Source organism: Lysinibacillus sp. NPDC097195 (assembly GCF_044762075.1).
GTDB lineage: Bacteria > Bacillota > Bacilli > Bacillales_A > Planococcaceae > Lysinibacillus.
Map to the genome: position 1 here is coordinate 149,220 of NZ_JBIWDP010000004.1, position 25,501 is coordinate 174,720.

A 25,501-nucleotide genomic window follows, 5' to 3' on the forward strand; every position below is an offset into this window, starting at 1 on the left:
AGGAGGAGAATATATGCCCTTAGTTATTGTAAGTATTGGGATTATCGCTCTGTTAATTTTAATAATGGGGTTTAAATTAAATACATTTATCTCATTAATTATCGTGTCATTTGGTGTCGCTTTGGCTCTAGGGATGCCTTTAGATAGCATCGTCAAGACAATTGAAGCAGGATTGGGCGGTACGCTAGGACACTTAGCCTTAATATTTGGTCTAGGTGCGATGCTAGGCAAGTTAATCGCTGATTCCGGTGGTGCGCAACGCATTGCCATGACACTTGTCAACAAATTTGGGGAAAAGAATATTCAATGGGCCGTTGTAGCGGCTTCCTTTATTATAGGTATCGCTCTGTTCTTTGAAGTAGGGCTTGTGCTATTAATTCCTATTGTCTTTGCTATTTCAAGACAATTAAAGATATCCATTTTATATCTAGGTATTCCAATGGCAGCAGCATTATCTGTCACACATGGATTTTTACCTCCACACCCAGGACCTACCGTTATCGCTGGAGAATTTGGGGCAAATATCGGTGAAGTATTGCTTTATGGTTTTATTATCGCGATTCCAACTGTTATTTTAGCAGGACCTGTCCTTACTAAAGTGACGAAAAAGCTAGTGCCCGAATCATTTAACAAAACTGGTAATATCGCCTCTCTAGGTGAACAAAAAACATTTAAACTGGAAGATACGCCAAGCTTCGCTATTAGTGTCTTCACTGCATTATTGCCTGTTATTTTAATGTCCATCGCGACTATTATTACACTGCTCCAAAAAACAATGGGCTTTGAAGATAACAGCGTTTTAGCAGGTATCCGTTTCATCGGAGAAGCAGGAACATCGATGTTAATCTCCCTATTAGTTGCCATTTACACAATGGGGATTGCGAGAAATATCCCTATTAAACAGGTGATGGAATCTTGTACAGTAGCCATTACCCATATAGGGATGATGCTGTTAATTATCGGTGGTGGTGGTGCCTTCAAACAAGTTTTAATTGATGGCGGTGTGGGAGATTATGTAGCAAATTTATTCCATAGTACAACCATATCACCTATTTTATTAGCATGGATTATTGCTGCTATTTTACGTATTTCATTGGGCTCTGCAACAGTTGCTGCTTTAACAACTGCAGGACTAGTCATCCCTATGTTAGGTCAAAATGATGTCAATCCAGCTCTAATGGTACTAGCAACTGGTGCCGGAAGTTTAATTGCTTCCCATGTCAATGATGCAGGGTTCTGGATGTTTAAAGAATACTTTGGCTTAAGTATGAAAGAAACATTTGCTACATGGACATTGCTAGAAACAGTTGTCTCTGTTGCAGGTTTAGTGTTTATTTTATTACTTAATTTATTCGTATAGAAATGGGAAAAAGGAGCGAACACATCATGTTGAATACAATAGGCGTTATTGGTTTAGGCGTTATGGGCAGTAACATTGCTTTAAACATGGCCAATAAGGGCGAGCAAGTAGCAGTCTATAATTATACACCGGATTTAACCGACAAGCTTTTACAAAAAGAGGAAGCAAAAGTATTAAATCCATATTATAAAATAGAAGAATTTATCCAATCATTAGAAAAACCAAGAAAAATTTTCTTGATGGTGACAGCCGGACAAGCGATAGATTCCGTTATTCAGTCTTTAATCCCTTTACTTGAGAAGGACGATATTATTATGGATGGCGGTAACTCTCACTATAGTGATACAGAACGTCGATATGATGAACTGAAGACTTTTGGTATCGGCTACTTAGGCATCGGCATTTCAGGCGGTGAAGTAGGTGCATTAACAGGGCCTTCTATCATGCCTGGCGGTGATCGTGAAGTCTATGAAAAAGTGGCTCCTATTCTGACAAAGATAGCGGCACAAGTAGATGGTAAACCTTGCTGTACGTATATCGGCCCTAAAGGTGCTGGCCACTTCGTTAAAATGGTTCATAATGGCATTGAATACGCTGATATGCAGCTAATCGCTGAAGCCTACACCTTTTTAAGAAAAAATGTAGGTCTATCCGTTGAGGAAATTGCCGATATTTTTGAAACATGGAATCAAGGCGAATTGAAAAGCTATTTAATTGAAATTACCGCTGAAATTTTAAGAAAAAAAGACGATTTAACAGGATTACCACTGATTGATATTATTCTTGATAAAGCCAATCAAAAAGGAACAGGGAAATGGACAAGTATACAATCCATTGATAATGGCATCCCTACATCTATTATTACCGAAGCCTTATTTGCTCGCTATATCTCCTCGTTAAAAGAGGAACGAGTTCATGCAGAAACGATATTAGCAGGACCCGCACTAAGCGAGCAACATCTAGATAAAGATGTATGGGTAGAGTACGTTAGACAAGCATTATATATGGGGAAAATTTGCGCCTATGCACAAGGTTTTACCCAATATAAAATGACATCTGAGCTTTATAACTGGAATTTACAATTGCATGATATTGCTTTAATTTTCCGTAGTGGCTGCATCATTCGTGCTGACTTTTTAAATGTCATAAGTGACGCTTATCAAAAGCAATCTGCTCTAGACAATTTATTACTAGCCCCTTATTTTGCAGAAAAGACAAAAGCATATCAAAACAGCCTACGAAAAGTTGTTTGTGAAGGTATTCAAGCAGGTAATGCATTCCCATGTTTAAGTACGTCTTTAACATATTATGATGGTTACCGAACTGGATTATCGAACGCCAATCTAATACAGGCTCAACGCGATTATTTCGGTGCTCATACGTATCAACGTCTTGATAAAGAAGGCGTTTTCCACACTAATTGGTAGAGATTTTATAAATACAACCACTATAAAAAAGCCGATTCTAGATTGTCATTAGAATCGGCTTTTTCATATTATTTTCTATCACTGTACTGACAGGAGATTTTGCTGTATAGCATCACTTAACAGCGGGCTTGGTTGACCTACGCTATATAACTGCAAATGGTGCATCGCGCGCGTGCAGGCTGTATAGAAAACCCTACGTAAACTGTCATCACTATATATGTGCTCAGATGCATCATAAATAATCACAGCTTCAAACTCAATTCCTTTTGATAAATAGGACGGGATAATAACAACCCCTTCCTCATACTCCGGTGTGCCATTTTTTATAAGCTTTACATCCACAATATTGGACAATGCTTCATATGCATGTTTGCTTTCCTCAGCTGATTTACAGATGATGGCGATACTATTATAACCATCCTGTTGCAAAGTCTCGACTTTTGCCATAATAGCATGATGCAAAGCTGCTTGATCGGCTAATTGTGTTAGCACAGGTAGCTCGCCAGCACGTTCAAAAGGAATAATGTGCTCACCATTTGGCACTAGTTTGCGTGTAAAATCGATAATTGGCTTTGTCGAGCGATAACTACGCGTCATCGTAATAACTTCGGTTTCATCCGCTCCATATAGATTACTTAGAATGTGAAAATCAAGCATTTCACTCGCATGTGCAAAGATTGCCTGATTAAAATCACCTAACACTGTCATTTTCGCAAAAGGGAATAATCGCTTTAAAAACTCAAATTGAAATGGTGAGTAGTCCTGTGCCTCGTCAACAAGAATATGCCTGATAGAACTATTAGTTTGAAAACCTTGTATTAGCTCCTTTATCAATAAAAATGGCGTAGCGTCTTCGTAACATAACTTATCTTCTTCTAGCATGTGTAGCGTCGCCTGGCAAATCGTCTCCCACTCCGTCGGTGTTTCTCCCCCTATCCATTGCTTAATTTGCATAGGGTCTACAAACAACTTCCTATATATTTCCTTGACGTCAATAAATTGCAATGCCCGAATACGTTTACGCAATGTCTTTAATTTCTTCGATACAATTAATTGCGCAAGTTTTTTAGTATCCATTTCATAATCAGCTATTGTCTCTCTTGCAAAGCCTTGCTTTTTAGCTAAATAAACACGTGCCTTTTGATATTCTTCGTTGCTAAGCAACTCAATTTCATCCTGCACCCATTCCTTCTTCCATTCGACTCTCTCAATTTCTTTTATTTCTTTTAAAATCCAATCTTTTAACTTTTCCAGTCGATTATGAAACTTCATCGATGTATCGCTATTATAAAACTGCTCTACCATTTGTTGCGCAGTTATTATTGGTTGCCCTCTAAAGTTGATGACCTTAAAGATCATACCCGAGTACTCAAGTGACTTTCTATATGCCTTAATCACTTCAAAAAAGCGCGTAGATGCTTTAAATCGGATACTTGCCACCCTAGATCTATAAGCTGGGCTATCGGCTGCTGTTAATACGTATTCCAATTGTTCGTATGGATTTTCAACCTCGAAGTCTTTACTTAGTCGGTGATGTAAGTATTCCTGAAATGTGACTTGTTGCATATTTTCCTCGCCAAGTTCAGGTAACACATTAGAGACATAGCTGTTAAACATTGCGTTAGGTGAAAATAATATGATTTGATCTGCATTCAGTCTGTCTCGATATTTGTAAAGTAAATAAGCAATTCGTTGTAACGCTGCTGATGTTTTGCCACTACCAGCAGCACCATGTACAATTAGCAATCTTCCATGATCATGGCGGATAATTCGATTTTGCTCCTGTTGTATCGTCGCCACTATACTTTGCATATGTTTGTTTGTACCTTGCCCTAGAACTTGCTGTAAAATTTCATCCCCGATTGTCAGACTTGTATCAAACATCGATTGCAGCACACCGTCACGAATAAGATATTGCCACTTCTTCTCCAACTCTCCAGAAATAATGCCACCAGGTGTTGTGTACTGGGCAGGACCTGGCATGTAATCGTAGTAAACACTGGCAATAGGTGTTCTCCAGTCATAAACAAGGAAATCCTCGCCGCTTTTATCCATTAGTGAAGAGATACCGATATAGACCTGCTCTTGAGCTGCCATACCTTCCTCTAGAAAATCAATGCGACCAAAATAAGGGTTCTTCTGCATACGACGTAATGTCGCTAATCGTTTCGATGCATGTTTGTGGGTGCTTTGGCTTACGGACAGTGCTTGTGTTTCTTGTCTTAAGCCAATAATCGTCTCAAGATAATCATCGAAAGTATCCATATTGACCTTAATTTCATCCCAAAAGTGTTTGCGAATATTGACAACTTCATTTTTACGCTGTAAAGTTTCTTGCTCCAACTTACTCATTTGCTCAGAAATAGTCCCCATTACATTATCCAAACGTTGTTGCTCTTGCTGAAACTCCGATTTCATCGCATTCACTCCTTAAAAATATACGTATAGGTATTGACTAATGAAAAACTATGCTTTATAATTAAAGTAGGGATAATATATCCTACAAAAGATAAAGTGTCTATCTTTATAAATTTAACATATGCTCTCGTTTTTTTCAATGAATTAAACGTGATTTTTATTTGTGTCTAAATTAATATTTAAAATAACACAAAAGCACCGATCTAAAATTTAGAACGGTGCTTTTTTATTTGTAGCGCTCGCAGTTGCAATTGTCATTTTAGGTCCTTGTATTTTTAGTTTTAGGTACAAACCATACAATAATAAATGCAATAATGGCTACGATAAGCATGTAGAAGTAAGTTGTATTAGCTGCGTTAGCATAACTTTCACTTGTGCCACTTGCGACTTTTGTTAATTGGATTGAATAAATGGTTACAATGACTGCTGTTCCTATTGCTCCAGCTAATTGCCGAATTGTATTATTAACCGCCGAGCCGTGTGAAGCTAATGCTTTCGGTAATGAATTTAAGGCTGCTGTATTTAAAGGCATCGTTATAAACGCTAATCCTATGCGCAATATAATGGTACGAATTAGTATATACAGATAGGGAGTAGTAGCAGACAAATCAATTACTGCCCACATTGACAAGACAATGAAAATCATACCGACAATAAATAATGGCTTTGCGCCATACCTATCATACATTTTCCCAGTGACTGGGGATAAGCTTGCATTGATTAATGCTCCTGGCAACAATAACAGACCTGCTTCAAAAGCTGTAAAACCACGACCGTTTTGTAAATACATCGGTAATAAAATCAAATCTGCATACATTAAGATCGTAATGGCTATATTCACAATCGTTGTCATTGAATACATTTTATATTTAAAAACGGTCAAATTTAATAACGGTTCATCTGAAGATAGTTGACGCTGACAAAATAACCAGGTTACGAAAACCCCTAACAGGATGGAGGCAATAACAAGCCAATCAGTCCAACCTCTACTGCCTGCAATACTAAATCCAAAGAGCAATAATCCAAACCCGATTGTTGAATAGCCCACACTTAAACTATCTAATTTTACTTTTGTTCCCTCGACAACATTAAATAAATATTTATAGGCACACAAAATAATGAGTAAAACAAATGGAATTAAACCGATGAATAACCATCGCCAAGAAAAATAGTCCACAAAAAACCCTGAAACAGTTGGCGCAATTGCCGGAGCAAATATGATGGCAAACCCTACTTTCCCCATCACAGCGCCACGTTCCTCCATTGGATACAAAAACACAATGACGGTCATCATTAACGGTATAATGATGCCTGCACCAACTGCCTGAATCATACGCCCCGTAAGTAACATACCGAAATTCATGGCACTCGCTGCAACAATAGAACCTATTAATAAAAAAAGCATCGAACTGATAAATAACTGGCGAGTGGAGAAACGCTTCATTAAAAAGGCTGTAATCGGGACAAGCACACCATTTACTAACATAAAGCCAGTTGCTAACCACTGAATGGTTGTAGGGCTTACATCGAAAATAACCATTAAATCACTAAGCGCTACATTTAGTAATGTTTGATTTAATGTAGAAAAGAAGCATCCTGCAATCATCACGATCAGCAATAGCTTCTTAGTTCGAGCAGATATTTCATTTTGCATATTAGAACTCCTAACGCTATCATAATTTTATCGACACTTTGTCTAAAAAATATTTTATCAAGAAATTCATTAAGTTGACCATGAACAATGTAGGCTATACTGTCGACTACTAGACAATACAAAATAAACTGTATATAAAAATTTACGAAGATAGACAAGAAGGAGAAATATGACTAGAAAAGAGGATCCACGTACTATTCGAACGCAGGAAATGCTTAAAAACGCTGCATTAACCCTGTTAAATGACGGACTATCCATCAATCAATTATCTGTTCAAAAAGTGACCCAAACAGCATTATTAAATCGCACTACTTTTTATTTACATTATCAAGATATTGAAGGCTTAATTGCTCAATTAACGCAGGAAATTTTACAGGAGCTAACTGACAAAATCGAAGCTCTAATCCAAGTTCAGGACATCGACGAAAAAAAACAATTGGTTCAATTACTTGATTATCTTTATACACAGAGACATCATTTACTTATCCTTTTCCAACTCGATCAATTTGAAAACCATCTATTTCAATTACTAAAAAAATTGATCGAGATTCGCCGACATAATATTAAATCTACAAAAAAAACCTATGTAGATTCTCAAATTAAAACCGCTTCAATAGTGGGTGTCATCATGTGGTGGCTAAAAAATGGGCTCCATTTAAGTTCGGATTATATTGCCGAGCAAATTCATCTTATGTATAAAGCGTAATGTGAAAAGTAGAGCATAAATTCAGGTGTGAAACGGCTACAAAAATGTATGAACAACAGTTGGAGTGACGAGCATGAGTAAAAGAGAACAACAAAAACAACAGCGCCGACAACATATTGTCCAAACCGCAAAGCAGTTATTTTTGGAACAAGGCGTGCAAAATATTCAGATGCAAGATGTTGCAGATGCGACTAGCGTTGGTATTGCGACACTGTTTCGTTATTTCCCTAAAAAAGAATATTTAGTGATAGCAGCTTCAAGTACCATTACTGAAGAAATGGCTACGGATATTGGGCAAATTGTCGAACAGACGGTATCTGGATATGAAAAAATGAAGCAGATATTAGATTATTATATTAGCGGAACAAGGGACCCTCAAATACGCTTAGCACAGTTTTTCGAGTCTTTTGATTTACACGAAAAAATTGCTGAGGAATCGAATGAGCATTATGCAGAATACTTATTTGCACGCAGCAAATTAGCTAATATTTTATTAACATTAGCACAGCAAGGTAAGCAGGATGGCTCGTTAAGACAGGATATTGATTTAGATTTATTTATTATAACGATGGTGCAAAACTTCAGCTTATTCACCTTTAAAGTAAGCTTAGCAAACCACGATACAAAGCTTTCACAGTTTCTTTCTGAAGACAAACAGCTCGAATTAATGAAAGATGTATTTTTATCTTATATTCGACCACAATAATTAGTGAACGTTTTGAATTGACAATCGAACGTGAAAGTTGTTAACTTAGGTAGTATAAAAGTGATAGTTAACTATCAAATTAAAATTATTTAGGGGGCTTTTTAAATGAGTCGTTTAGCAGGTAAAGTAGCAATTATTACAGGATCAGCACAAGGTATGGGTGCTGCACACGCAAAATTATTCGTAGAAAACGGTGCAAAAGTTGTATTAACAGATTTAAACGAAGAAAAAGGTAATGCATTTGCAGCTGAATTAGGCGAAAACGCAATTTTCGTTAAACAAAACGTAACTTCTGAAGAAGATTGGGCTACAGTAATTGCGAAAGCAGAAGAAGCTTTCGGTCCAGTAAACGTTTTAGTAAACAATGCTGGTATTACAATGGCGAAAAATATGTTAGAAGTAACATTAGAAGAATACAAACGCATTGTAGACATTAACCAAGTATCAGTATTTTTAGGTATGAAAACTGTAGCAGGTTCAATGGCAAAAGCTGGCGGCGGTTCAATCGTTAACATTTCTTCAATGAACGGTCTAGTTGGTGGTGCAATTGGTTATACAGATACAAAATTCGCAGTACGTGGTATGACAAAAGCAGCTGCACTTAACCTAGCTCCAATGGGTATTCGTGTAAACTCTGTACACCCAGGCGTTATCGCAACACCAATGGTAGTACAAGAAGATACAAAAGCAGCAGTAGAAGAATTCTCTAAACATATTCCATTAAAACGTGTAGCTCAATCAGAAGAAGTATCTAAAATGGTATTATTCTTAGCATCTGATGATTCTAGCTACTCAACAGGTTCAGAATTCGTTATCGATGGCGGATTAACTGCACAATAATTAATGTACAAAAGCCGATTTTCTATTAGGAAGGAAAATCGGCTTTTTCCTTATTATTACTATCTTCTCTGTTTTACATAGTAAAATACATGTATTTCGCTTCCTTTTCTTCTTCATTTATTATTACTTCTCCCTCTTTATGTTTCGCAAAATTCCACAAAAAAAACTTTGACTTTCTAAAACCATTGGTGTAAATTGTTAAATACACGAACATATATTGAAATAACGATGTACAATGTTCGTATTTTAAAATTTAAAATTCTTCGTATAAAGTTGGAAATATGGTCCAAAAGTTTCTACCAAACTACCGTAAATAGTTTGACTATGAGGAATAACAAAAAACGATAGCTTATACTCGTACTGAAAGCGCTTGGTGTATTCAGTCTATTTACGTTTTTTGTTTTTCTGTATGTCAAACTCTAGTTAAAGAACTAGAGTTTTTCTTTTTTCACTCTTATATACGTAATGATTTTAAAAAACAACACCACCAGGAGAGGAAAAAGAACATGGAAAAAACAGATCAACATCAATCTATAGGGCAAGTAATCAAACAAAATTACCGATTATATTTAGGGGCTCTTATTATTGTTATTATCGCTGAACTAATCGGAGTAAAGCAGTTCCATGTAGGATCTGCTTTAATCGTGATTTATCCGATGCTTTTTGCAATCGTCATAAGTGTAATACTTGGCCCGGATATTTTGAAATTTTTTAAAGAAAAGGCATCTACTAAAGCTTCATCACTTGTTCTTGTAGCGATTACACCGTTTATGGCGAAAATCGGGGTACTCGCTGGCTCTAATCTTCCTAAGCTTGTTGAAGTTGGTCCAGCTCTAGCGTTCCAAGAACTAGGACACGTCGGCACAATTTTATTAGCATTACCTATTGCCTTAATGTTAGGCATTAAAAAAGAAGCTATTGGGGCAACAAGCTCCACATGTCGCGATAAAGATTACGGATTAATTTGTCATTTATACGGCGCCAATTCACCAGAAGCAAGAGGTGCCCTATCGATTTACATTATCGGGTTTTTAATCGGCACAATTTATATTGGATTTTTAGCTAGTATTGTCGCTTCTATGAATATTTTCCATCCTTTAGCGTTAGCCATGGCTAGCGGTATAGGTAGCGGAGTGATGATGGCGGCAGCATCAAGTACATTGGCAACGATTTATCCTGAATACGCTGATCAAATTATTATGCTAGCAGGTGCCAGTGATACGTTAGCTGCCATTGTTGGTATCTACTTTACTTTATTCATATCCCTTCCGCTTACTAGAAAACTATATTTCTTGCTTGAACCAAGAATTAGCCCAAAGCATACACGTGTTGCCAAACAAATGAACAGCATGAAGGTTGGTGATTGATATGACGATGAGCATGCGAGATTGGACGATTTCTCTTTTACTTACATCGGTTATTACAACGCTTGTGGCAAACTTAATCGGTAATGATGTATCTATTGCAGAATCGATTCCTGGAGTATTAATTTTATCTACCATCGCTTTTGTTGGTATCTCTTTAGGAAAACTAATTCCTTTAAAAATCCCTGCTATTATTTACGTTGTTCTAACAGGGCTAATTGTGGCCAGCCCGATTTCACCAATTGCTCAGCCAGTCATTGAGTATACGGCGAAAATATCCTTTATGGCGCCTATTACAATTGTTGGTACCCTTGCAGGCATCGGCCTTAATTTTAAATCGTTTATTAGCCAAAGCTGGAAAATGGTTATTATTGCTCTGTTAGTTTTTACAGGCACATTCCTTACACAGGCTATCTTTGCTCAAATATTCTTGAACCTAACCGATGCGTTAGATTCATTTTAGACGAATAGAGAGGCATCCCCTCTCTATTTTTATTCAATTCATTTATGGAGGCCTATTATGCAAGCTATAGCGTATAACGCTGATTTATTAATAAAAAATTGTTCTATCTTAACGCCCGACTTTAACATCATGGATGATCAAACGATTGTCATTAAAAATGATAGTATTATCGCTATTGGGTCTACTGCATCTCTTGCTACTAGTTATCAATCGAAAGAGATTTTAAATGGGCACGGCAAATTAGTACTACCTGGTCTAATTGATGCCCATACCCATACATGTCAGCAACTTTTACGCGGAAGAATAACAGATGAATATCCGATGATTTGGACGCGCATCATGGTTCCATTTGAAAGTAATTTGCAGGAACGAGATGTCTACATGAGCGCACAGTTAAGCTGCCTTGAAATGATTAAATCCGGCACAACAACCTTTATTGACGCCGGTGGCAGACATATGCATCAAGTAGCAAATTCGGTAGTGGAATCAGGCTTACGCGGTGTGCTAACTTGCTCGACGATGGATAGTGGCATGGATATTCCACCAACAATGAAATCTTCTATTGAAGAAAATATCCGCAATAATCGGGCACTATTTAATAACTATCACGGAGCTGGTGATGAGCGAGTAAACATATGGTATTCTCTTAGATCTATCATTACTTGCACACCTGAATTAATACAGGAAGTTTTCGCAGCAGCAAAAGAATGCTCTACGGGTGTACAATCCCATATGAATGAATACGCTAATGAAATAAGCTATTGTCTAGAAAAATTTAAAATGCGCCCATATGAATACCTTGCATCGATCGGTGTGCTCGATCAAAACTTCTTAGGTGCACATAGCATCATGCTTTCTGAAAATGAAATGGATATTATTAAAACGTATAATAGTAAAGTAGTCCACTGCCCTATTAGTAATTCTGGAAAAGGTGTACCCAAAACACCTAGCTTGTTACAAAAAGGCATTGGCGTTAGCTTAGGTACAGATGGTGCTGGACATTCAGGATTAAGTTTATTTGATCAAATGAAAGTGTTTAAATCATTAATCCGGGCATTTTCAGGCGTGCCTATTTTTGATCCAGTCGTTATGCCTTCAAAAAGCATTTTAGAAATGGCAACATTAGGTGGCGCTAAGGCTATGATGCAAGAGCAACAGCTAGGAACACTGGAAGTTGGTAAAAAGGCAGATATGATTTTAATTAACATTGATCAGCCTCATATTGCTCCTTCTCATAATTTAATCAATACACTAATCGAATCAGTTAATAGCAGCGACGTAACAGATTCAATTGTAAATGGTAAAATATTAATGAAAAACAGAGAAGTCCTGACACTGGATGAAGAAAAAATAAAATATGAAAGTAAGCTTGCAATGAAGGATCTTGCCATTCGTGCAAACATCTAATCCTTTATTTTATTGGGTAAAATTGAGGTCTAATTTATGTTAACAAACTCACTACTTTTAACAATTGTTTTAAGTTCAAATTTAATAATTGGTATTCTATTAGGGATGTCCGGCATTTCTGGATTTCTTCTCCCGCTAATTTATGTAGGTTTTTTAGAAATACCTGTTCATGATGCGTTGGCATTAAGCTTTTTAGCCTTTGCTGTTTCGGGTATACTAGGGGCTTATTCCTACTGGAAATCTAAAAATATGGATTTAAAATTAGCCCTATTTTTAAGCATCGGTAGCCTTCCTGGCGCGTTTTTAGGCGTGCAAATTAATGTGCTTATTTCTGATTATCTGGCAAAGCTGCTGCTCTACATATTTATTCTGCTAGCTGGTTTGTCGATTATCTTTAAGAAAAACAATGAAAATGCACTGATAAAAAAATCGAAAGCATTGAGTCATCCATTTATTGTCGTGATTATCGGTTTTTTAACGGCAACTATATGTGCTTTAACAGGTGCAGGTGGCCCCATATTATTAGTACCATTACTAGTCAACCTTGGAGTTAATATTCGTGTGGCAGTGGGCGTCAGTCTTTTAAATTCCGTATTTATTGCTATCCCATCTATATTCGGCTATTTTGCATACGCCAATATCGATAGTATGTACGGTTTAGTCATTACTAGTTTAATTGGCGTAACGATTGGTATCCTTGCTGGTACTCGCCTTGCCAATAAAGTGCCTATGAATTTGTTAAAGATAATGATCGCCATTATCACAATACTGTCTTCGCTTTATATGCTCTTTACGCTAAAGTAAGGGCTAATTCAAACGAAAAAAGAGCCTATAAACGGGCTCTTTTTTTATGTATTTTTGAAAAATGTTGAGTAAATGTAGTAGGTAGCACATAATGATTGAAAACCTATGTAAAAAGGAGCTGTATCATATGCAACCATTTACTAAAAATGTGATTACTGTAATTCAAAACATACCACGTGGTAAAGTCATGACGTATGGACAAGTAGCAGCATGTGCAGGTAGCCCTAGAGGAGCAAGACAGGTTGTAAGAATACTTCATACAACGAGCGACAAATATCAACTCCCTTGGCACCGTGTTGTCAATATCAAAGGGGAAATAACTATACAAGATGCAGCCCGTCAGAAGGCATTATTAGAAGAGGAAGGGGTTATGGTCACGCATACCTTTACACTTAACTTGGAGCACTATCAATATAAAATTAATCCTATAGATTTTGATTTCTTAAACGGGCAAAAATAAAACACCTTTAAATTGTTAGATAGAATATCTAATGATTTAAAGGTGTTTTACCTGTATATACATATATTAGAATTTATAAACCTCGTTTATTATTTATAATTAGATAAATAAAGATCTTTAATTCCACAAACCTGCTTTTTCTAATTTCTTTTTACCTTTAAAGGCCATTAAAATGGCGCACACATTTAGGAGCAACATAATAAAAATAGTTTCCAACACATGCGTGTAACTACCTGTAAACTCGAAAATAAATCCATAGATAGGTAAAGCAACAATGCCTGCAACAGCTAAGCCTGTTATAGCAAGTCCATAAATTTGGCTGAACTCTCTATTACCAAATAGCGCGGTTGTTAAAAGTGGCCCTAATGTTCCAAGAGATGCAACAACGAATCCATAGAGACCAGTAGCTAATTTAAAAATCATTGGATTTTCAGGCATTAATAAAAGAAGCCCTACTGGAACTAACCCTAAAAGCATAGCCGATACGGCCGTGTTTTTCACGCCTATTTTATCGCTAAGAAAACCAAAAAATAATGCCCCAATGACAATGCCTACCGACCAAGTACCCATGGCATTACCCGCAAACTTCACATCATAGCCCAATCCCATCGCAAATGGCGCTACATGTTGGTTAAAGGCAGCTATTGATGTTTCACAGAAAAAGAAGAATACTAAAAAATAAAATGCACTTGATTTTTTAGCTACCTTAGCTGCAACACCACTATTTGTTGTAGTTTGAGCATTATTTGTCTTATCTTCGTTCACTTCATCCATCCCATATGGCTGTAGCCCTATTTGTTGGGGAGCTTTTCTAATCGTTAATAACACAGTAGGAATAACAACGGCCATTACCCCTACACCTAGGAAAATATAAGTATTTCGCCAACCTGCACTGGCAATTAAGTTACCTGCAACTGGTTGAAGGAAAGCACCTATTAAACCACCAGCTCCTACCATAATACCTAAAGCCAAGCCTTTATGTTTTTTAAACCAATTATTAATCAGTACTGGACCTGCTAATTGGGTTACAATTACCGATCCCATTGCCATAGGGATCGCAAACAAATACCAACCCCAAACGGAATTCATAAAACCAAACATTGCATAGGCTCCTGCTTCCAACGTAACAGCTACTACTAACAGTGTTCGAATATTATATTTAGCTATCATCTTACCTGCAACCGGTAAGGAGAGCATTGTGACAATTGAGGCTATACTAAAGTACAATGTTAAGCTGCCCATGCCAATACCTAAATCTTCAGTAACTGGGGTTAAAAATAGTCCACCTGTAGTCGCAATACCACCTTTTGCAGCACCGACCATCACAACTAACCCTAGCAACACCCACCAAGCATAGTGGATTTTTTTCTTTGACTGACTCATACTGCTGTCCCCACTTCGTATATTGATTTTACTTTTCACACAACACCTATTCCATTTTTCATAACCCTATAAAATCTTTTTCTCGTTCAAAAAAGATAGAATATGTCATTCATCAAATAGAATTTATTATATTAATATACTTAGAACGTTCTAAAAAATTACTGCCTATTTTATTTCCAATTACCTCCTATTTATTTCGTTAAAAAATTTAGTTTAAAATTAAACTACCTTCGCAATATTAACTCGATACTTATAATGTGTCAAATGTATGAACTTTGTTATTTCAAACCAAAAACCAGCTTATTATCAGTTGAACTTCTATATAAACCCTGCTACACAGCGGTTTTCACTCATCGTCGTGTAGCTTATTGGACCAAAAAACACAAGTTTTTTATTCTTCATTTTTAAATATTTTTTCAAAAAAAGAGCATTTAGCAACGTTGTCCTAATAACGTGCTAAATGCTCTTTTCAATTTTATTAACTTTCGATTATTCTTCTAACATAGTAATCATTTTTGTATAGTCCATATCCTTTGCATAATCAAGCGCTGTCTTCCCCCAATTGTCACGCAGTTCTCGATTGGCATTGTTGGCTAATAATTCTTGGACAATTTGTTGATATAATTGTGAGCCATCCGTTAAGGCTACCGCTTCAATTAATGCTGTATAGCCAAATTTATTTTGATGATCGATATCTGCCCTACCATCTTGTAAAAGTAGCTTCACATTGTCTAAATGACCTTTTTCTGCAGCAGGTATTAAAGCATTGCCACCATAGCGATTCACGACTTTTTGATTAGGTTCTGCATGCTCAAGCATATATTTCAAAATCTCTGTTTTCCCTTGCGCACCTGCATACAGATAAGCACTATCTTGAATATGATCTTGTTGATTAATATCGGCTCCCGCGTCTATTAAATGTTTTGCCACCTCAATAAAGTTTTTATGTGTAGCTATTAGTAAAGGCGTCTCTCCTTTACTATTCGTTTCATTAATTGGATAAGATGCATCCTGTAAAATTTCCTGCACTTTTTCTATATCATTGTTTTCCACAGCTTGAATAAGACTACCTGATTGTGGCTTCATCTGCTTCTCCTCCTCCTTATTACACCCCGTGAGTATAAATAATACGCTTACTATAACGATAAAATATTTCATCATAAAACCATCCTCTCGCAAGGAGATTTTTTAACTATTAAAACGATATCCACTGCCCCATATTGTCTCAATGGGCAGCTCTGATAGTTTTCCCTTTTTCAACTTATCTCGGATGCGCCCTACGTGAACGACTACTGTAAAAACATCTCCATCTAAATCATCCATATACCATAACTGACGGAAAAGCTGTTCCTTTGTCCATACGCGATTCGGATGTTCCATAAAGAACACGAGTAAATCAAATTCCTTCGTTGTAAAAATCACTTCCTGATCTAAAACAAACACTTTACGTGCAGCTTTATCAACAACGATATTTTTCATTTCTAAATAATCCTGTGTTTGTTCTGTACCTGTCAGTTGCTTATAACGCTTACTATGTGCTTGTACACGTGCGACAAACTCACTCGGACTAAATGGTTTCGTTATATAATCATCGGCACCTAAGCCGAGCCCTCTTATCTTATCAATATCTTCTTTTTTAGCAGATACAATGATAAGCGGGATATTTTTCTGTTCACGAATACGTCGACAAATTTCAAATCCGTTCATGGATGGAAGCATTAAATCAACAACGATTAAATCAAAAGGCTCGCTTAATGCACGATTTAACCCTTCAAAACCATCCGTTACAATTTCGGCTTCGATTTCATGAATTTCTAAATAATCTCTTTGTAATTCTGCAATACTAATATCATCTTCAATAATTAATATACGTGATGGCACGATTGACACTTCCTTTATGCCTTTTCCAAGATTATTGTCACCGTTGTACCATAATGTAGCTTACTTTCAATGTTTACGTGTCCATTATGTTTTTCGACGATTTGTTTAACAATCGCTAGTCCTAATCCACTACCGCCTGTTGTCGACGTACGCGCTTCTTCACCGCGATAAAAACGCTCAAATACATAGGGGAGTTGGTGCTCCTCAATCCCCTGCCCATTATCCTTTACAACAATTTCGACTAGATCATCTCTAACAATTACTTCTATTAGTATACGTAAAGGTTCCGCTGGCTTTTTAAACTTCATACTATTTTCAATTAAATTGGTGATTGCTCGATTCATCTGCATACGGTCTATATTTATATAAACATCCTTCACTACATGCAATACCAACTGAACATCCCGGTTGTCTAACTGAAACTCCTCCACCATATGGGTAAGGAATTTACCAATCTGAATGCGTTCAAAATGAAATTGAACTGCCTCTGCATCGAACTTAGAGTACAGGAATAGTTCTTCAATTAATCTGTTCAATGCGAGCGATTTAGAATGAATAGTTTTTAAATACTTTGCTCGTTTTTCAGGTGTTTCGGCAACACCTTCCTGTAATCCTTCAACATATCCAATAATCGTCGTAATCGGTGTTTTTAAATCATGCGAAATATTGGCGATGAGGTCTTTACGGTTTTTTTCAAGATTGCGCTGCTCCTGGATGGAATCTAAAAGTGCAGAGCGCATACTCTCGAAATTGGCCGATAGTTCATGTACTTCCCTAGCTGTATTAGTAGGTAGGGAAGGTGCCTCAATCATTAAATCTCCCTGTCTTATTTCAGACATGGTGTGCCCTAAACTTTCTAAAGGCGTAATAATGGTCTTGTGTAAAAGTTGATTTAAAAAAAGCATTGCGGCAATGGCTACAAGAAGAATGATAAAAATAATTAAAATTCCCCATTTTGTTAGGAAATCTAACAAGCTATTTTCTTTTTTCAACACGAGGACGCTACCCTTCGACTTATCGCTATAATAAAAATCAAACTTAATATAACGATATAGTGCCCCAGCATTATCTATCGTGCCTTTCGTTTCAATATTATTGGCATCAAAAATCGGAAAATGTACAATAAGCGACTTTTCTACTAATCCCTTGGAGTAATATACAATCTCCTCTTCACGGCGAATGACCACCCCAAGAGACTTGTCCTCAATCTGTTGCAATTTTGTTTGCATATCCTCGACCAATAAATTATCTGGATCCTGCTTGGCAATATTGCGGAGCTCTACATATGCAAGCTCCTCTTCGGGACTCAAGGAGCGTTGCTTAGTAAAGGTTTGATACAATGTTTTCGGAGTCGGAACAGCCCCTGTTGTGACATAAAAAACAATGCATAAAATTGAGAGAATAGAGACGCTTGCTATTACAATACCGCCGATATAAGAAGTTAAAAATCTATTCTTAATTGTCATAATAATCTCCTTTCCTCAATTTATAAAGGAGATGCCTTCCTTTTTCAAGCGCAGGACTTGTTAAAAACTAAATGTTGGCTTTAAGTCTCCCTTATATGGCTCATGCTCTACAAAAATTGTAATATCATTGCCATCCGCATCTTTACCTACTCGCGTATAGGTAAACTTGTCATCGTTTAATTCAGTAAGTTCTAATGCCGCACCATATTTATTATCACCAATTGATACATGTGCGCGTATTTTATTGTCATGAATAACATCAAAGTAACCATAATCGCCACGACTTTGTCCTGTTTCAGTATTAAAGAATTCGTATTTATTTGTGCTTGCTTCAAATTTCGCGACACTTAAAAAATTCCCATTAAACGCTGTAACATCATTCCCTTTCTCATCAAGTACCTTTGTTCCGCGCCATAAAGTTTTACCTAAGATTTCATCACCATCTACAGTCGTATTTACTTCTCCTGTAGAAGCAGTTAACGTTTTATCTTGATTCGTAAAGGTTAAATCATTTTCGTATGGTATATGCTCTACAAACACTTCAATGTCTTGCCCATTTGCATCTTTGCCAATACGTTTATACGTAAATATTTCTTCATCTAATGCTGTTATATCCACTACGGCTTGATATTTCTTTGTATCCGAAATTAAAATACGTTTCGTGCCATCATTTGTCATAAAGAACGTACCTTCATCACCACGAGTCTCTCCTGTCTGCGCATCAAAAAATTCATATTTGCCTGATGCAGCATCGTATTTTGCTAAACCGATAAATCCAGTATTCTCCTTTGTTAAATCATTGTTATCTTTATCATAAACACGTGTACCTTGCCAATTTGTACTGCTTAATATATTTGCCATTGTTTGACCCTTTGTTAGTTGTTGCTCCGCTTTATTCGCTTCCGCCTGATCATTTTGCACAACAGCATTGTCCGCTTCATTTTTCTCTGACCCTGCATCCGAGCATGCCGTTAATATTGTTACTGAGCTAAAAATAGCGAGTGTTGCGAATTTTAATTTGTTATTCATCAATTATTCTCTCCTTTATCATTTGCTTATCCTTCATTATGAAGGGCAGTTCTAAACTACCTATATCGCAAATATAAACAAAATATAAATTCGAGCAAAAAGGGCTTATAAAAAAACAAAACTCGCCATGTTATTGGCGAGTTTGAATGTTAGTACTTAATTTTTCGTAATGCAGCATAGCGAGTTGACCTAATTTTTCTACTTTCGTTAAACTATATTTTTGAGTAATGTCTTCTCCATTATAAAGTGAAATTCCTTTTCCTAAAATAACAGGGGCAATAGCTAGCTGAAATTCATCAATTAAATTCCCCTTAAAAAATTCACGGGCTAAATTGCCTCCGCCAATTAACCAAATATCTTTTCCCGGCTGTTGTTTTAAATTGTTAATGAAAGTTTTTACATCATCATTAATAAAGGAAGCATATTCATCTGAACCGTTGACAGTATTTGAAAACACATAGTTTTTAAAATGACTATAAGGATAGTCCATGTCAAATCCTCGAATAGTATCATATGTTCCCTTTCCCATCACAACCGTATCAATTCTATTTAGTAGCGAATTGTAACCGGAATCGCCTTCTACTTCCGTAGACTCTAACCACTCTAACGTACCGTCAGCATCGGCAATATAGCCATCTATAGAAGTACCTATATACAAAATAACATTACGTTTTAATTCCATATAAACTCCCATTCTTGCGCTTTCTTCCTACATACATAAAAGTTCACGGGACTTATTACAACAACTGCCTAAAACAATAACAATAATCATTTTTAGGTGGCTATTTCTACAAGTGCACTTACTTAAAATACAGTTCTTAGCACTATTTAAATTGCCTTCGTTTCTTCTTTTAGCCATGCCTTTTCTTCCTCATTTAAATAAGGGCTTAGCTTTGTGTATACTTCTTGATGATAATTGTTTAACCATTGCTTTTCGCTCTCTGTTAACATATCGATGTTTATTCCGGCTAAATCAATAGGGCAATATGAGATGGCTTCAAACTTCATAAATTGACCAAACTCTGTTTTCTCATCTTCCACAACTAACATCATATTTTCAGTTCTAATCCCGTATTTCCCTTCAAGGTAAATACCAGGCTCATTTGTCAGTATCATACCTTTTTCTAATACAACATCATTACTGTCATTTCTTATGCTTTGAGGGCCTTCATGAACATTTAAGAAAAACCCTACTCCATGACCAGTTCCACACTTATAGTCCAATCCATACTGCCAAATTGGTTGTCTTGCTAACACATCTAAGTTAGCGCCTGTTGCGCCATATAAAAATTTTACTGAGCTTAAAGCAATAAATCCTTTTAGTACTAAAGTAAAATCTCTTTTTTGTTGTTCGCTAAGTTTGCCTAAAACAATCGTTCTTGTAATATCTGTTGTGCCATCATAGTACTGACCGCCTGAATCAATTAAAAAGAGACCTTCATTTTTAAGTGTATATTGGGATTCTTTATTCGCTTTATAATGCATCATTGCGGCATGTTCTTTATAACCTGCTATCGTATCAAAGCTAGGACCAACAAAGTGTTCCTGTTCACTTCTGAAACCTTCTAATGCTTCTTCTGCCGTAATCTCCGTAATTTCTGTTTTATGTACAGCGTCTTTTAGCCATTTAATAAATTTCACCATAGCTAAACCATCTTTTATTTCACACCATTTTAAATTTTTGATTTCCACTTCATTTTTAATTGCTTTTAAATTCGTTGTAATATTCGTGCATTCAATTTTCTTTGCACTGCTGTTAATGGCATTATATAAGTTAATATTTGTTTTACTTGTATCTAGCATAATTGTAGCGGCATCTGACAGATTCTCCAATACTGTTTGGATTTCCTCACTTGCTTTTAACTCAATACCTTCTGCTTCAAGTTCTAATTTAACTGTTGGCGATACTTTGCAAGAATCAATAAATAAATAACATTGTTGTTCAGCTACGATAACATTAGCTATTGCTACTGGACTGTTTGGCACATCTGCTCCTCTTATATTTAAAAGCCATGCAATATCATCAAGAGAAGTTAAAATAAACGTATTGGCACCTTTCTTTGTCATTTCCTCTCGCAGTGCATGTAATTTTTCTTGTCGAGATTTACCTGCAAACTTCACGTCATGCGTAAAAATCATTCCTTTAGGAATCTCTGGTCGACCTTCCCACAGATCACCTACTAAATCTTGATTTATTTTCAATTCGATATGTTTTGCTTTAAAATCTTGTTCCATCTTTCGAACCATATCGATGGAAAAAACATTGCCATCAAAGCCGACATTACTTCCTTCTTTCAGCACATCTGCTAGCCATTGTGAATAAAACGGTACTCCTGGGTCCTTCATTCTAAATAATCGGATACCTGTATGCTCAAGTTGTTTTTCAGCTTGAATATAGTATCGACCATCTGTCCATAAACCAGCATCCTCTAATGTAATAACGACAGTACCCGCAGAACCTGTAAATCCTGATATCCATTGTCTACTTTTCCAATGTTCTGCTACATACTCACTTTGGTGGGCATCAAAACTCGGAATAATATATGCATCCATTTGATTTGCTTTCATGAGCTGTCTTAACTTGTCGATTCGCTCTTTAATATTCATTACTACTACCTCCATTACCTTATTTCTTTTATTTTACCGCGTTTACCTATTGCCATATTTCACAATTATCTTTGGATTGATAAAACGCGCTACGATTACCATTATAATCCTCATCTGTTCCTTGTATAGAATAAAAAGAAGTACCAAGAACAGTTCATTGTTCGTTGGTACCTCTTTCATGAAAAACCTCAAACCATATCTAACGCGATTTCTACCATCTTCGTAAATGAAGTTTGCCTCTCTTCCTGCGTTGTTTGTTCATGTGTAATCATATGGTCACTTACTGTTAAAATCGTTAATGCTTTTGCTCCTGCACTTGCAGCATTTAAATATAAACTCGTCGTTTCCATTTCTTCTGCTAATATGCCCATCTTCGCCCACTTTTCTGTTGCGGTAACATCCGCATTATAGAAAACATCGCTAGATAGTACATTCCCTACATGAACCTTATAATCCTTTTCATCAGCAGCTTTCTTCGCCTTCTCTAATAATTCATAAGAGGCTGTAATCGGGAATTGTCCTGGGAGATTATATTGGTGTGCAAAATTTGAATTGGTTGCCGCGCCCATTGCAAAAATAATGTCATATAACTTAATATCTTTTTGCATCGCCCCACAAGAACCTATACGTATTAAATTTTTTACGCCAAAGACATTAATTAATTCCCATGAATAAATCGCCATGCTAGGCGCTCCCATACCTGTACCCATAACAGAAACTTTCTTTCCTTTATATACGCCTGTATAGCCCAGCATGCCTCTAATTTCATTAAAAAGAACAGGGTTTTCTAAATAGGTTTCAGCTATAAATTTTGCACGCAGTGGATCTCCTGGTAACAGGATTGTTTCTGCTATTTCTACTCCATTTGGCTTAATATGTGGTGTTTCTTTGAAATCATTGTTTGTCATTTGTTTATCTCCTAATCATCTTTATATTATTGTTAAACACTGTCTTAAATATTGCCTACTTATATTATTTATTATAATCAAAATTATCAAGCCTTAACTATACAGTACCAACAGCCTACTTCTCTAAGTCGAATTTTCTAAATAAATAGAATTTTCTTTAAATTATATTGACTGCTATCCTGTAAACCGATATATTGGTTTATAGGTGGAAGTTTTTACTGGATTTCATCGGATTTTACTTAATCTTATTTGAGAGAGGGGTTTTACGACAATGAGCAATGCGACAATAACAACTGCTTACAACGATGTGCATGATTCGAATGTATTAGAATGGGCACGAAACTTACTTGATCAATGCTCTTCACCACGCATGATGCAATTGGAAGTAGTCAATGCCGTTGAGAGAAATGCTATTTATAGAGGGGAAGAGTGTCTTAATTTGCTTGCCCCTGAGGCTCCTACAAGTCCGACAGTACGCAAACTATTATCCGCTGAGGTAGGGACTCGGGCTGCTGAAGGACATATCGGCCCTACAGCGAGATGGTTCGCAGGCACTAAGTATATTGATGAGATTGAATCACTTTGTGTTGAACTTCTGAAAAAAGTTTTCCGCAGTAATTATGCTGACCATAGACTTGTGGCTAGTATGGTAGGGAATATGGCCGTGTATGCCTCCTTAACAAAACCTGGAGATCATATCATGACGATTGCTCAGCCATTAGGTGGACATTCGAGCAATCGTATGGATGGACCTGCGGGCATTCGGGGGTTAAACATTCATGATATTCCAATGGATCCTGTAGACTTAATTGTTGACTTAGATAAGTTTGCTGCCGAAGCTAGAAAAATCAAACCTGTTTTGGTTACACTCGGTGCATCGATGACCTTATTCCCTTTCCCTATTAAAGAAATGGCTTCTATTGTCAAAGAATGGGGCGGCAAAATATTCTTTGATGGGGCGCACCAATTAGGCTTAATCGGCGGAGGCCAATTTCAGGATCCTTTAAGAGAGGGTGCTTGTATTGTTACAGGTTCCGCTGGTAAAACCTTTAGTGGCCCACAAAGTGGCATCATTGTATGGGATGATCCTAGTTTAACGAAGCCTGTGTCAGATGCCATATTCCCCGCACTAGCAGCTACTCACCAAGTGAATAGAGTTGCAGCATTAGCAGCTTCAGCAGCTGAATTTTTAGCTTATGGTGAAGAATACATGGCACAAATTGTGAAAAATGCACAGACATTAGGGAAAGAGTTGCATAATCGTGGCATCAACGTATTAGGATCACATAAAGGCTTTACTACAACACATCAAGTAATATTAGATGTCAAAAGCTTTGGCGGCGGTTTGAAAGTTGCCCATTTACTAGCAGAAGCAAATATTATTACGAATAAAAATTTAATTCCGAGTGATAAACCTGAAGATTGGGATTTCCCAAGTGGTTTAAGAATTGGAACGATTGAGATTACTAGACTTGGCATGAAAGAAGGAGATATGAGCACAATCGCCGACTTTATTGTTAACATTCTTACTGGTAGAGAAAACACGGAGAATGTAAGAAAGAAAGTCATTGACATGCGCAAATCCTTTAACAAAATCCACTACTGCTTTGACTAGTGTCGTTTATTGACACTGCTATATTCTCGAGATATCATAAAATTATGAAAACTATTAAAAAAATTACGCGTCCTCCATTAAGAGAGGAAATTTATAATCAGTTAAAACAAGCTATCATTACGTTGCAGTTACAGCCCGGAGAGCGTATTAAAGATACGGATTTTGCAGAGCAATTCGGAACAAGTCGGACACCAGTAAGGGAAGCATTTAAGCGACTTGAAACAGAGGGATTAGTAGAGTCTTTACCTGGATCTTTAACACGAGTAACACTGTTAAATGAGAAGGAAGCAAAACATGCTTTTCCTGTTGTGGCAACACTTCATAGTCTAGCCGCTAGATTAGCTATCCCTTTATTAGATGAAAATCACATATCTTTATTAGAAAAATATAATCTGCAATTAAAACGTTCTCTTGACGAAAAGGATAGCTTGCAGGCTGTACTTTCGGATGACCTTTATCACGATGTTTTTATCCATGCCTCACAAAACACTGAAATTCCATTAGCTTTAGAACGTGTTATTCCTAAAATAAGACGCATTGAATTTGCAAAGTTTAAAACACTTGAAGGACACACCTCCGTTCAACAGCACCAAGACATTATTGAAGCGTGCAAGCAAAAAGATATTGAGCGAGCTGCGAGTTTAGTAGAAGAAAACTGGCTAAGTTTAGGAAGATTGCTAACAGGCGAATCGTTATAGTAAAAAGTGAATGCCTCTGTAGATTTTTTCTATATAGGCATTTTTTGTGATTAAAATGAGTTAAGTTGTCCTTTCACAAACTACACTTCAATTATTATTTTATAAGCACTTTAATCGGATCCATTTTAAAAGGCTCTTTTGCATGGTTTAAATCCCCTGTACGATGGTCATTCATTTCATAAACAATTACCTATATACTTAAGTGCTTCTTCCCGCTTTTTCTTTAAATGCTTTATAAATTTTTTTCCACTTGTCCGTATACAAACACTCCTTCTTCAACTTTAAAGGCCCTCATTTAATACATC

The 25,501-nt window shown here is 36.6% G+C and carries 21 protein-coding genes, 1 pseudogene and 1 riboswitch; of the genes and pseudogenes, 12 read left to right on the forward strand and 10 right to left on the reverse strand.

All coding sequences use genetic code 11. The features are described from left to right. Positions 1 to 13: 13 nt before the first annotated feature. Positions 14 to 1,360 (forward strand): GntP family permease, encoded by a 1,347-nt coding sequence (locus tag ACIQXI_RS17820; protein WP_402927442.1) that lies wholly within the window; start codon positions 14 to 16, stop codon positions 1,358 to 1,360. A gap of 26 nt (positions 1,361 to 1,386) precedes the next feature. Beyond that, a complete protein-coding gene (gene gnd, locus ACIQXI_RS17825) occupies positions 1,387 to 2,787 on the forward strand; it encodes a decarboxylating NADP(+)-dependent phosphogluconate dehydrogenase (protein ID WP_402927444.1) in 1,401 nt (466 codons plus the stop codon). 78 nt (positions 2,788 to 2,865) lie between these two features. Here gnd and helD read toward each other — a convergent pair whose 3' ends face one another. Beyond that, positions 2,866 to 5,205, reverse strand: coding sequence for an RNA polymerase recycling motor HelD (gene helD, locus ACIQXI_RS17830; protein ID WP_402927446.1), 2,340 nt, complete (start codon positions 5,203 to 5,205; stop codon positions 2,866 to 2,868). 259 nt (positions 5,206 to 5,464) lie between these two features. After that, positions 5,465 to 6,859, reverse strand: coding sequence for a DHA2 family efflux MFS transporter permease subunit (locus ACIQXI_RS17835; protein ID WP_402927448.1), 1,395 nt, complete (start codon positions 6,857 to 6,859; stop codon positions 5,465 to 5,467). A gap of 169 nt (positions 6,860 to 7,028) precedes the next feature. Here ACIQXI_RS17835 and ACIQXI_RS17840 point away from each other — a divergent pair, with 169 nt between their 5' ends. From ACIQXI_RS17840 to ACIQXI_RS17875, 8 genes are all read left to right on the forward strand, one after another. After that, positions 7,029 to 7,565: a TetR/AcrR family transcriptional regulator gene (locus tag ACIQXI_RS17840; protein WP_402927450.1), complete on the forward strand. Its 537-nt coding sequence runs from the start codon at positions 7,029 to 7,031 to the stop codon at positions 7,563 to 7,565. Between the two features lie 73 nt (positions 7,566 to 7,638). Beyond that, a complete protein-coding gene (locus ACIQXI_RS17845) occupies positions 7,639 to 8,271 on the forward strand; it encodes a TetR/AcrR family transcriptional regulator (protein ID WP_402927452.1) in 633 nt (210 codons plus the stop codon). Positions 8,272 to 8,376: 105 nt separating this feature from the next. Then, complete coding sequence (locus ACIQXI_RS17850; protein WP_402927453.1) at positions 8,377 to 9,111, forward strand: glucose 1-dehydrogenase; 735 nt, start codon at positions 8,377 to 8,379, stop codon at positions 9,109 to 9,111. 243 nt (positions 9,112 to 9,354) lie between these two features. After that, positions 9,355 to 9,456: riboswitch (purine riboswitch) on the forward strand. 161 nt (positions 9,457 to 9,617) lie between these two features. Beyond that, on the forward strand, positions 9,618 to 10,478 hold the full coding sequence (locus tag ACIQXI_RS17855) for a DUF3100 domain-containing protein (protein ID WP_402927454.1): 861 nt from the start codon (positions 9,618 to 9,620) through the stop codon (positions 10,476 to 10,478). 1 nt (position 10,479) lies between these two features. Next, entirely contained in the window at positions 10,480 to 10,938 is a 459-nt protein-coding gene (locus ACIQXI_RS17860; protein ID WP_402927455.1) for a hypothetical protein, read from the forward strand. Positions 10,939 to 10,995: 57 nt separating this feature from the next. Beyond that, positions 10,996 to 12,345, forward strand: a complete 1,350-nt coding sequence (locus ACIQXI_RS17865; protein WP_402927457.1) for an amidohydrolase family protein — start codon at positions 10,996 to 10,998, stop codon at positions 12,343 to 12,345. Between the two features lie 36 nt (positions 12,346 to 12,381). Beyond that, on the forward strand, positions 12,382 to 13,149 hold the full coding sequence (locus ACIQXI_RS17870) for a sulfite exporter TauE/SafE family protein (RefSeq protein WP_402927459.1): 768 nt from the start codon (positions 12,382 to 12,384) through the stop codon (positions 13,147 to 13,149). Positions 13,150 to 13,276: 127 nt separating this feature from the next. Then, positions 13,277 to 13,609 (forward strand): MGMT family protein, encoded by a 333-nt coding sequence (locus ACIQXI_RS17875; protein ID WP_402927460.1) that lies wholly within the window; start codon positions 13,277 to 13,279, stop codon positions 13,607 to 13,609. 117 nt (positions 13,610 to 13,726) lie between these two features. Here the strand turns inward: ACIQXI_RS17875 and ACIQXI_RS17880 are convergent, their stop codons facing one another. The 8 genes and pseudogenes from ACIQXI_RS17880 to deoD all read right to left on the reverse strand — a co-directional run bounded on the left by ACIQXI_RS17880 (position 13,727) and on the right by deoD (position 22,883). Continuing rightward, a complete protein-coding gene (locus tag ACIQXI_RS17880; protein WP_402927462.1) occupies positions 13,727 to 14,992 on the reverse strand; it encodes an MFS transporter in 1,266 nt (421 codons plus the stop codon). Positions 14,993 to 15,481: 489 nt separating this feature from the next. After that, complete coding sequence (locus tag ACIQXI_RS17885; protein WP_402927463.1) at positions 15,482 to 16,153, reverse strand: ankyrin repeat domain-containing protein; 672 nt, start codon at positions 16,151 to 16,153, stop codon at positions 15,482 to 15,484. A 27-nt stretch (positions 16,154 to 16,180) separates the two neighbouring features. Then, positions 16,181 to 16,873 (reverse strand): response regulator transcription factor, encoded by a 693-nt coding sequence (locus ACIQXI_RS17890; RefSeq protein ID WP_402927465.1) that lies wholly within the window; start codon positions 16,871 to 16,873, stop codon positions 16,181 to 16,183. 14 nt (positions 16,874 to 16,887) lie between these two features. Beyond that, positions 16,888 to 18,339 carry a sensor histidine kinase gene (locus tag ACIQXI_RS17895; protein WP_402927466.1) on the reverse strand — a complete coding sequence of 484 codons (1,452 nt, stop codon included), beginning with the start codon at positions 18,337 to 18,339 and terminating at the stop codon, positions 16,888 to 16,890. A 60-nt stretch (positions 18,340 to 18,399) separates the two neighbouring features. Further along, positions 18,400 to 19,227, reverse strand: a pseudogene (locus ACIQXI_RS17900) (DUF4822 domain-containing protein); the annotation flags it as partial. A gap of 271 nt (positions 19,228 to 19,498) precedes the next feature. Next, positions 19,499 to 20,050, reverse strand: a complete 552-nt coding sequence (locus tag ACIQXI_RS17905; RefSeq protein WP_402927468.1) for a dihydrofolate reductase family protein — start codon at positions 20,048 to 20,050, stop codon at positions 19,499 to 19,501. A 146-nt stretch (positions 20,051 to 20,196) separates the two neighbouring features. After that, positions 20,197 to 21,975 carry an aminopeptidase P family protein gene (locus ACIQXI_RS17910; RefSeq protein ID WP_402927470.1) on the reverse strand — a complete coding sequence of 593 codons (1,779 nt, stop codon included), beginning with the start codon at positions 21,973 to 21,975 and terminating at the stop codon, positions 20,197 to 20,199. 188 nt (positions 21,976 to 22,163) lie between these two features. Then, positions 22,164 to 22,883, reverse strand: coding sequence for a purine-nucleoside phosphorylase (gene deoD / locus ACIQXI_RS17915; protein ID WP_402927472.1), 720 nt, complete (start codon positions 22,881 to 22,883; stop codon positions 22,164 to 22,166). Positions 22,884 to 23,154: 271 nt separating this feature from the next. On the opposite strand from deoD, the gene ACIQXI_RS17920 reads away from it, so the two are divergent. Continuing rightward, the gene (locus ACIQXI_RS17920; RefSeq protein ID WP_402927473.1) at positions 23,155 to 24,498 is read left to right on the forward strand and encodes a serine hydroxymethyltransferase; all 1,344 of its coding nucleotides are present in this window, start codon (positions 23,155 to 23,157) and stop codon (positions 24,496 to 24,498) included. A 44-nt stretch (positions 24,499 to 24,542) separates the two neighbouring features. Continuing rightward, positions 24,543 to 25,196, forward strand: a complete 654-nt coding sequence (locus ACIQXI_RS17925; protein WP_402927475.1) for a GntR family transcriptional regulator — start codon at positions 24,543 to 24,545, stop codon at positions 25,194 to 25,196. The last annotated feature ends 305 nt before the right edge of the window (positions 25,197 to 25,501 follow it).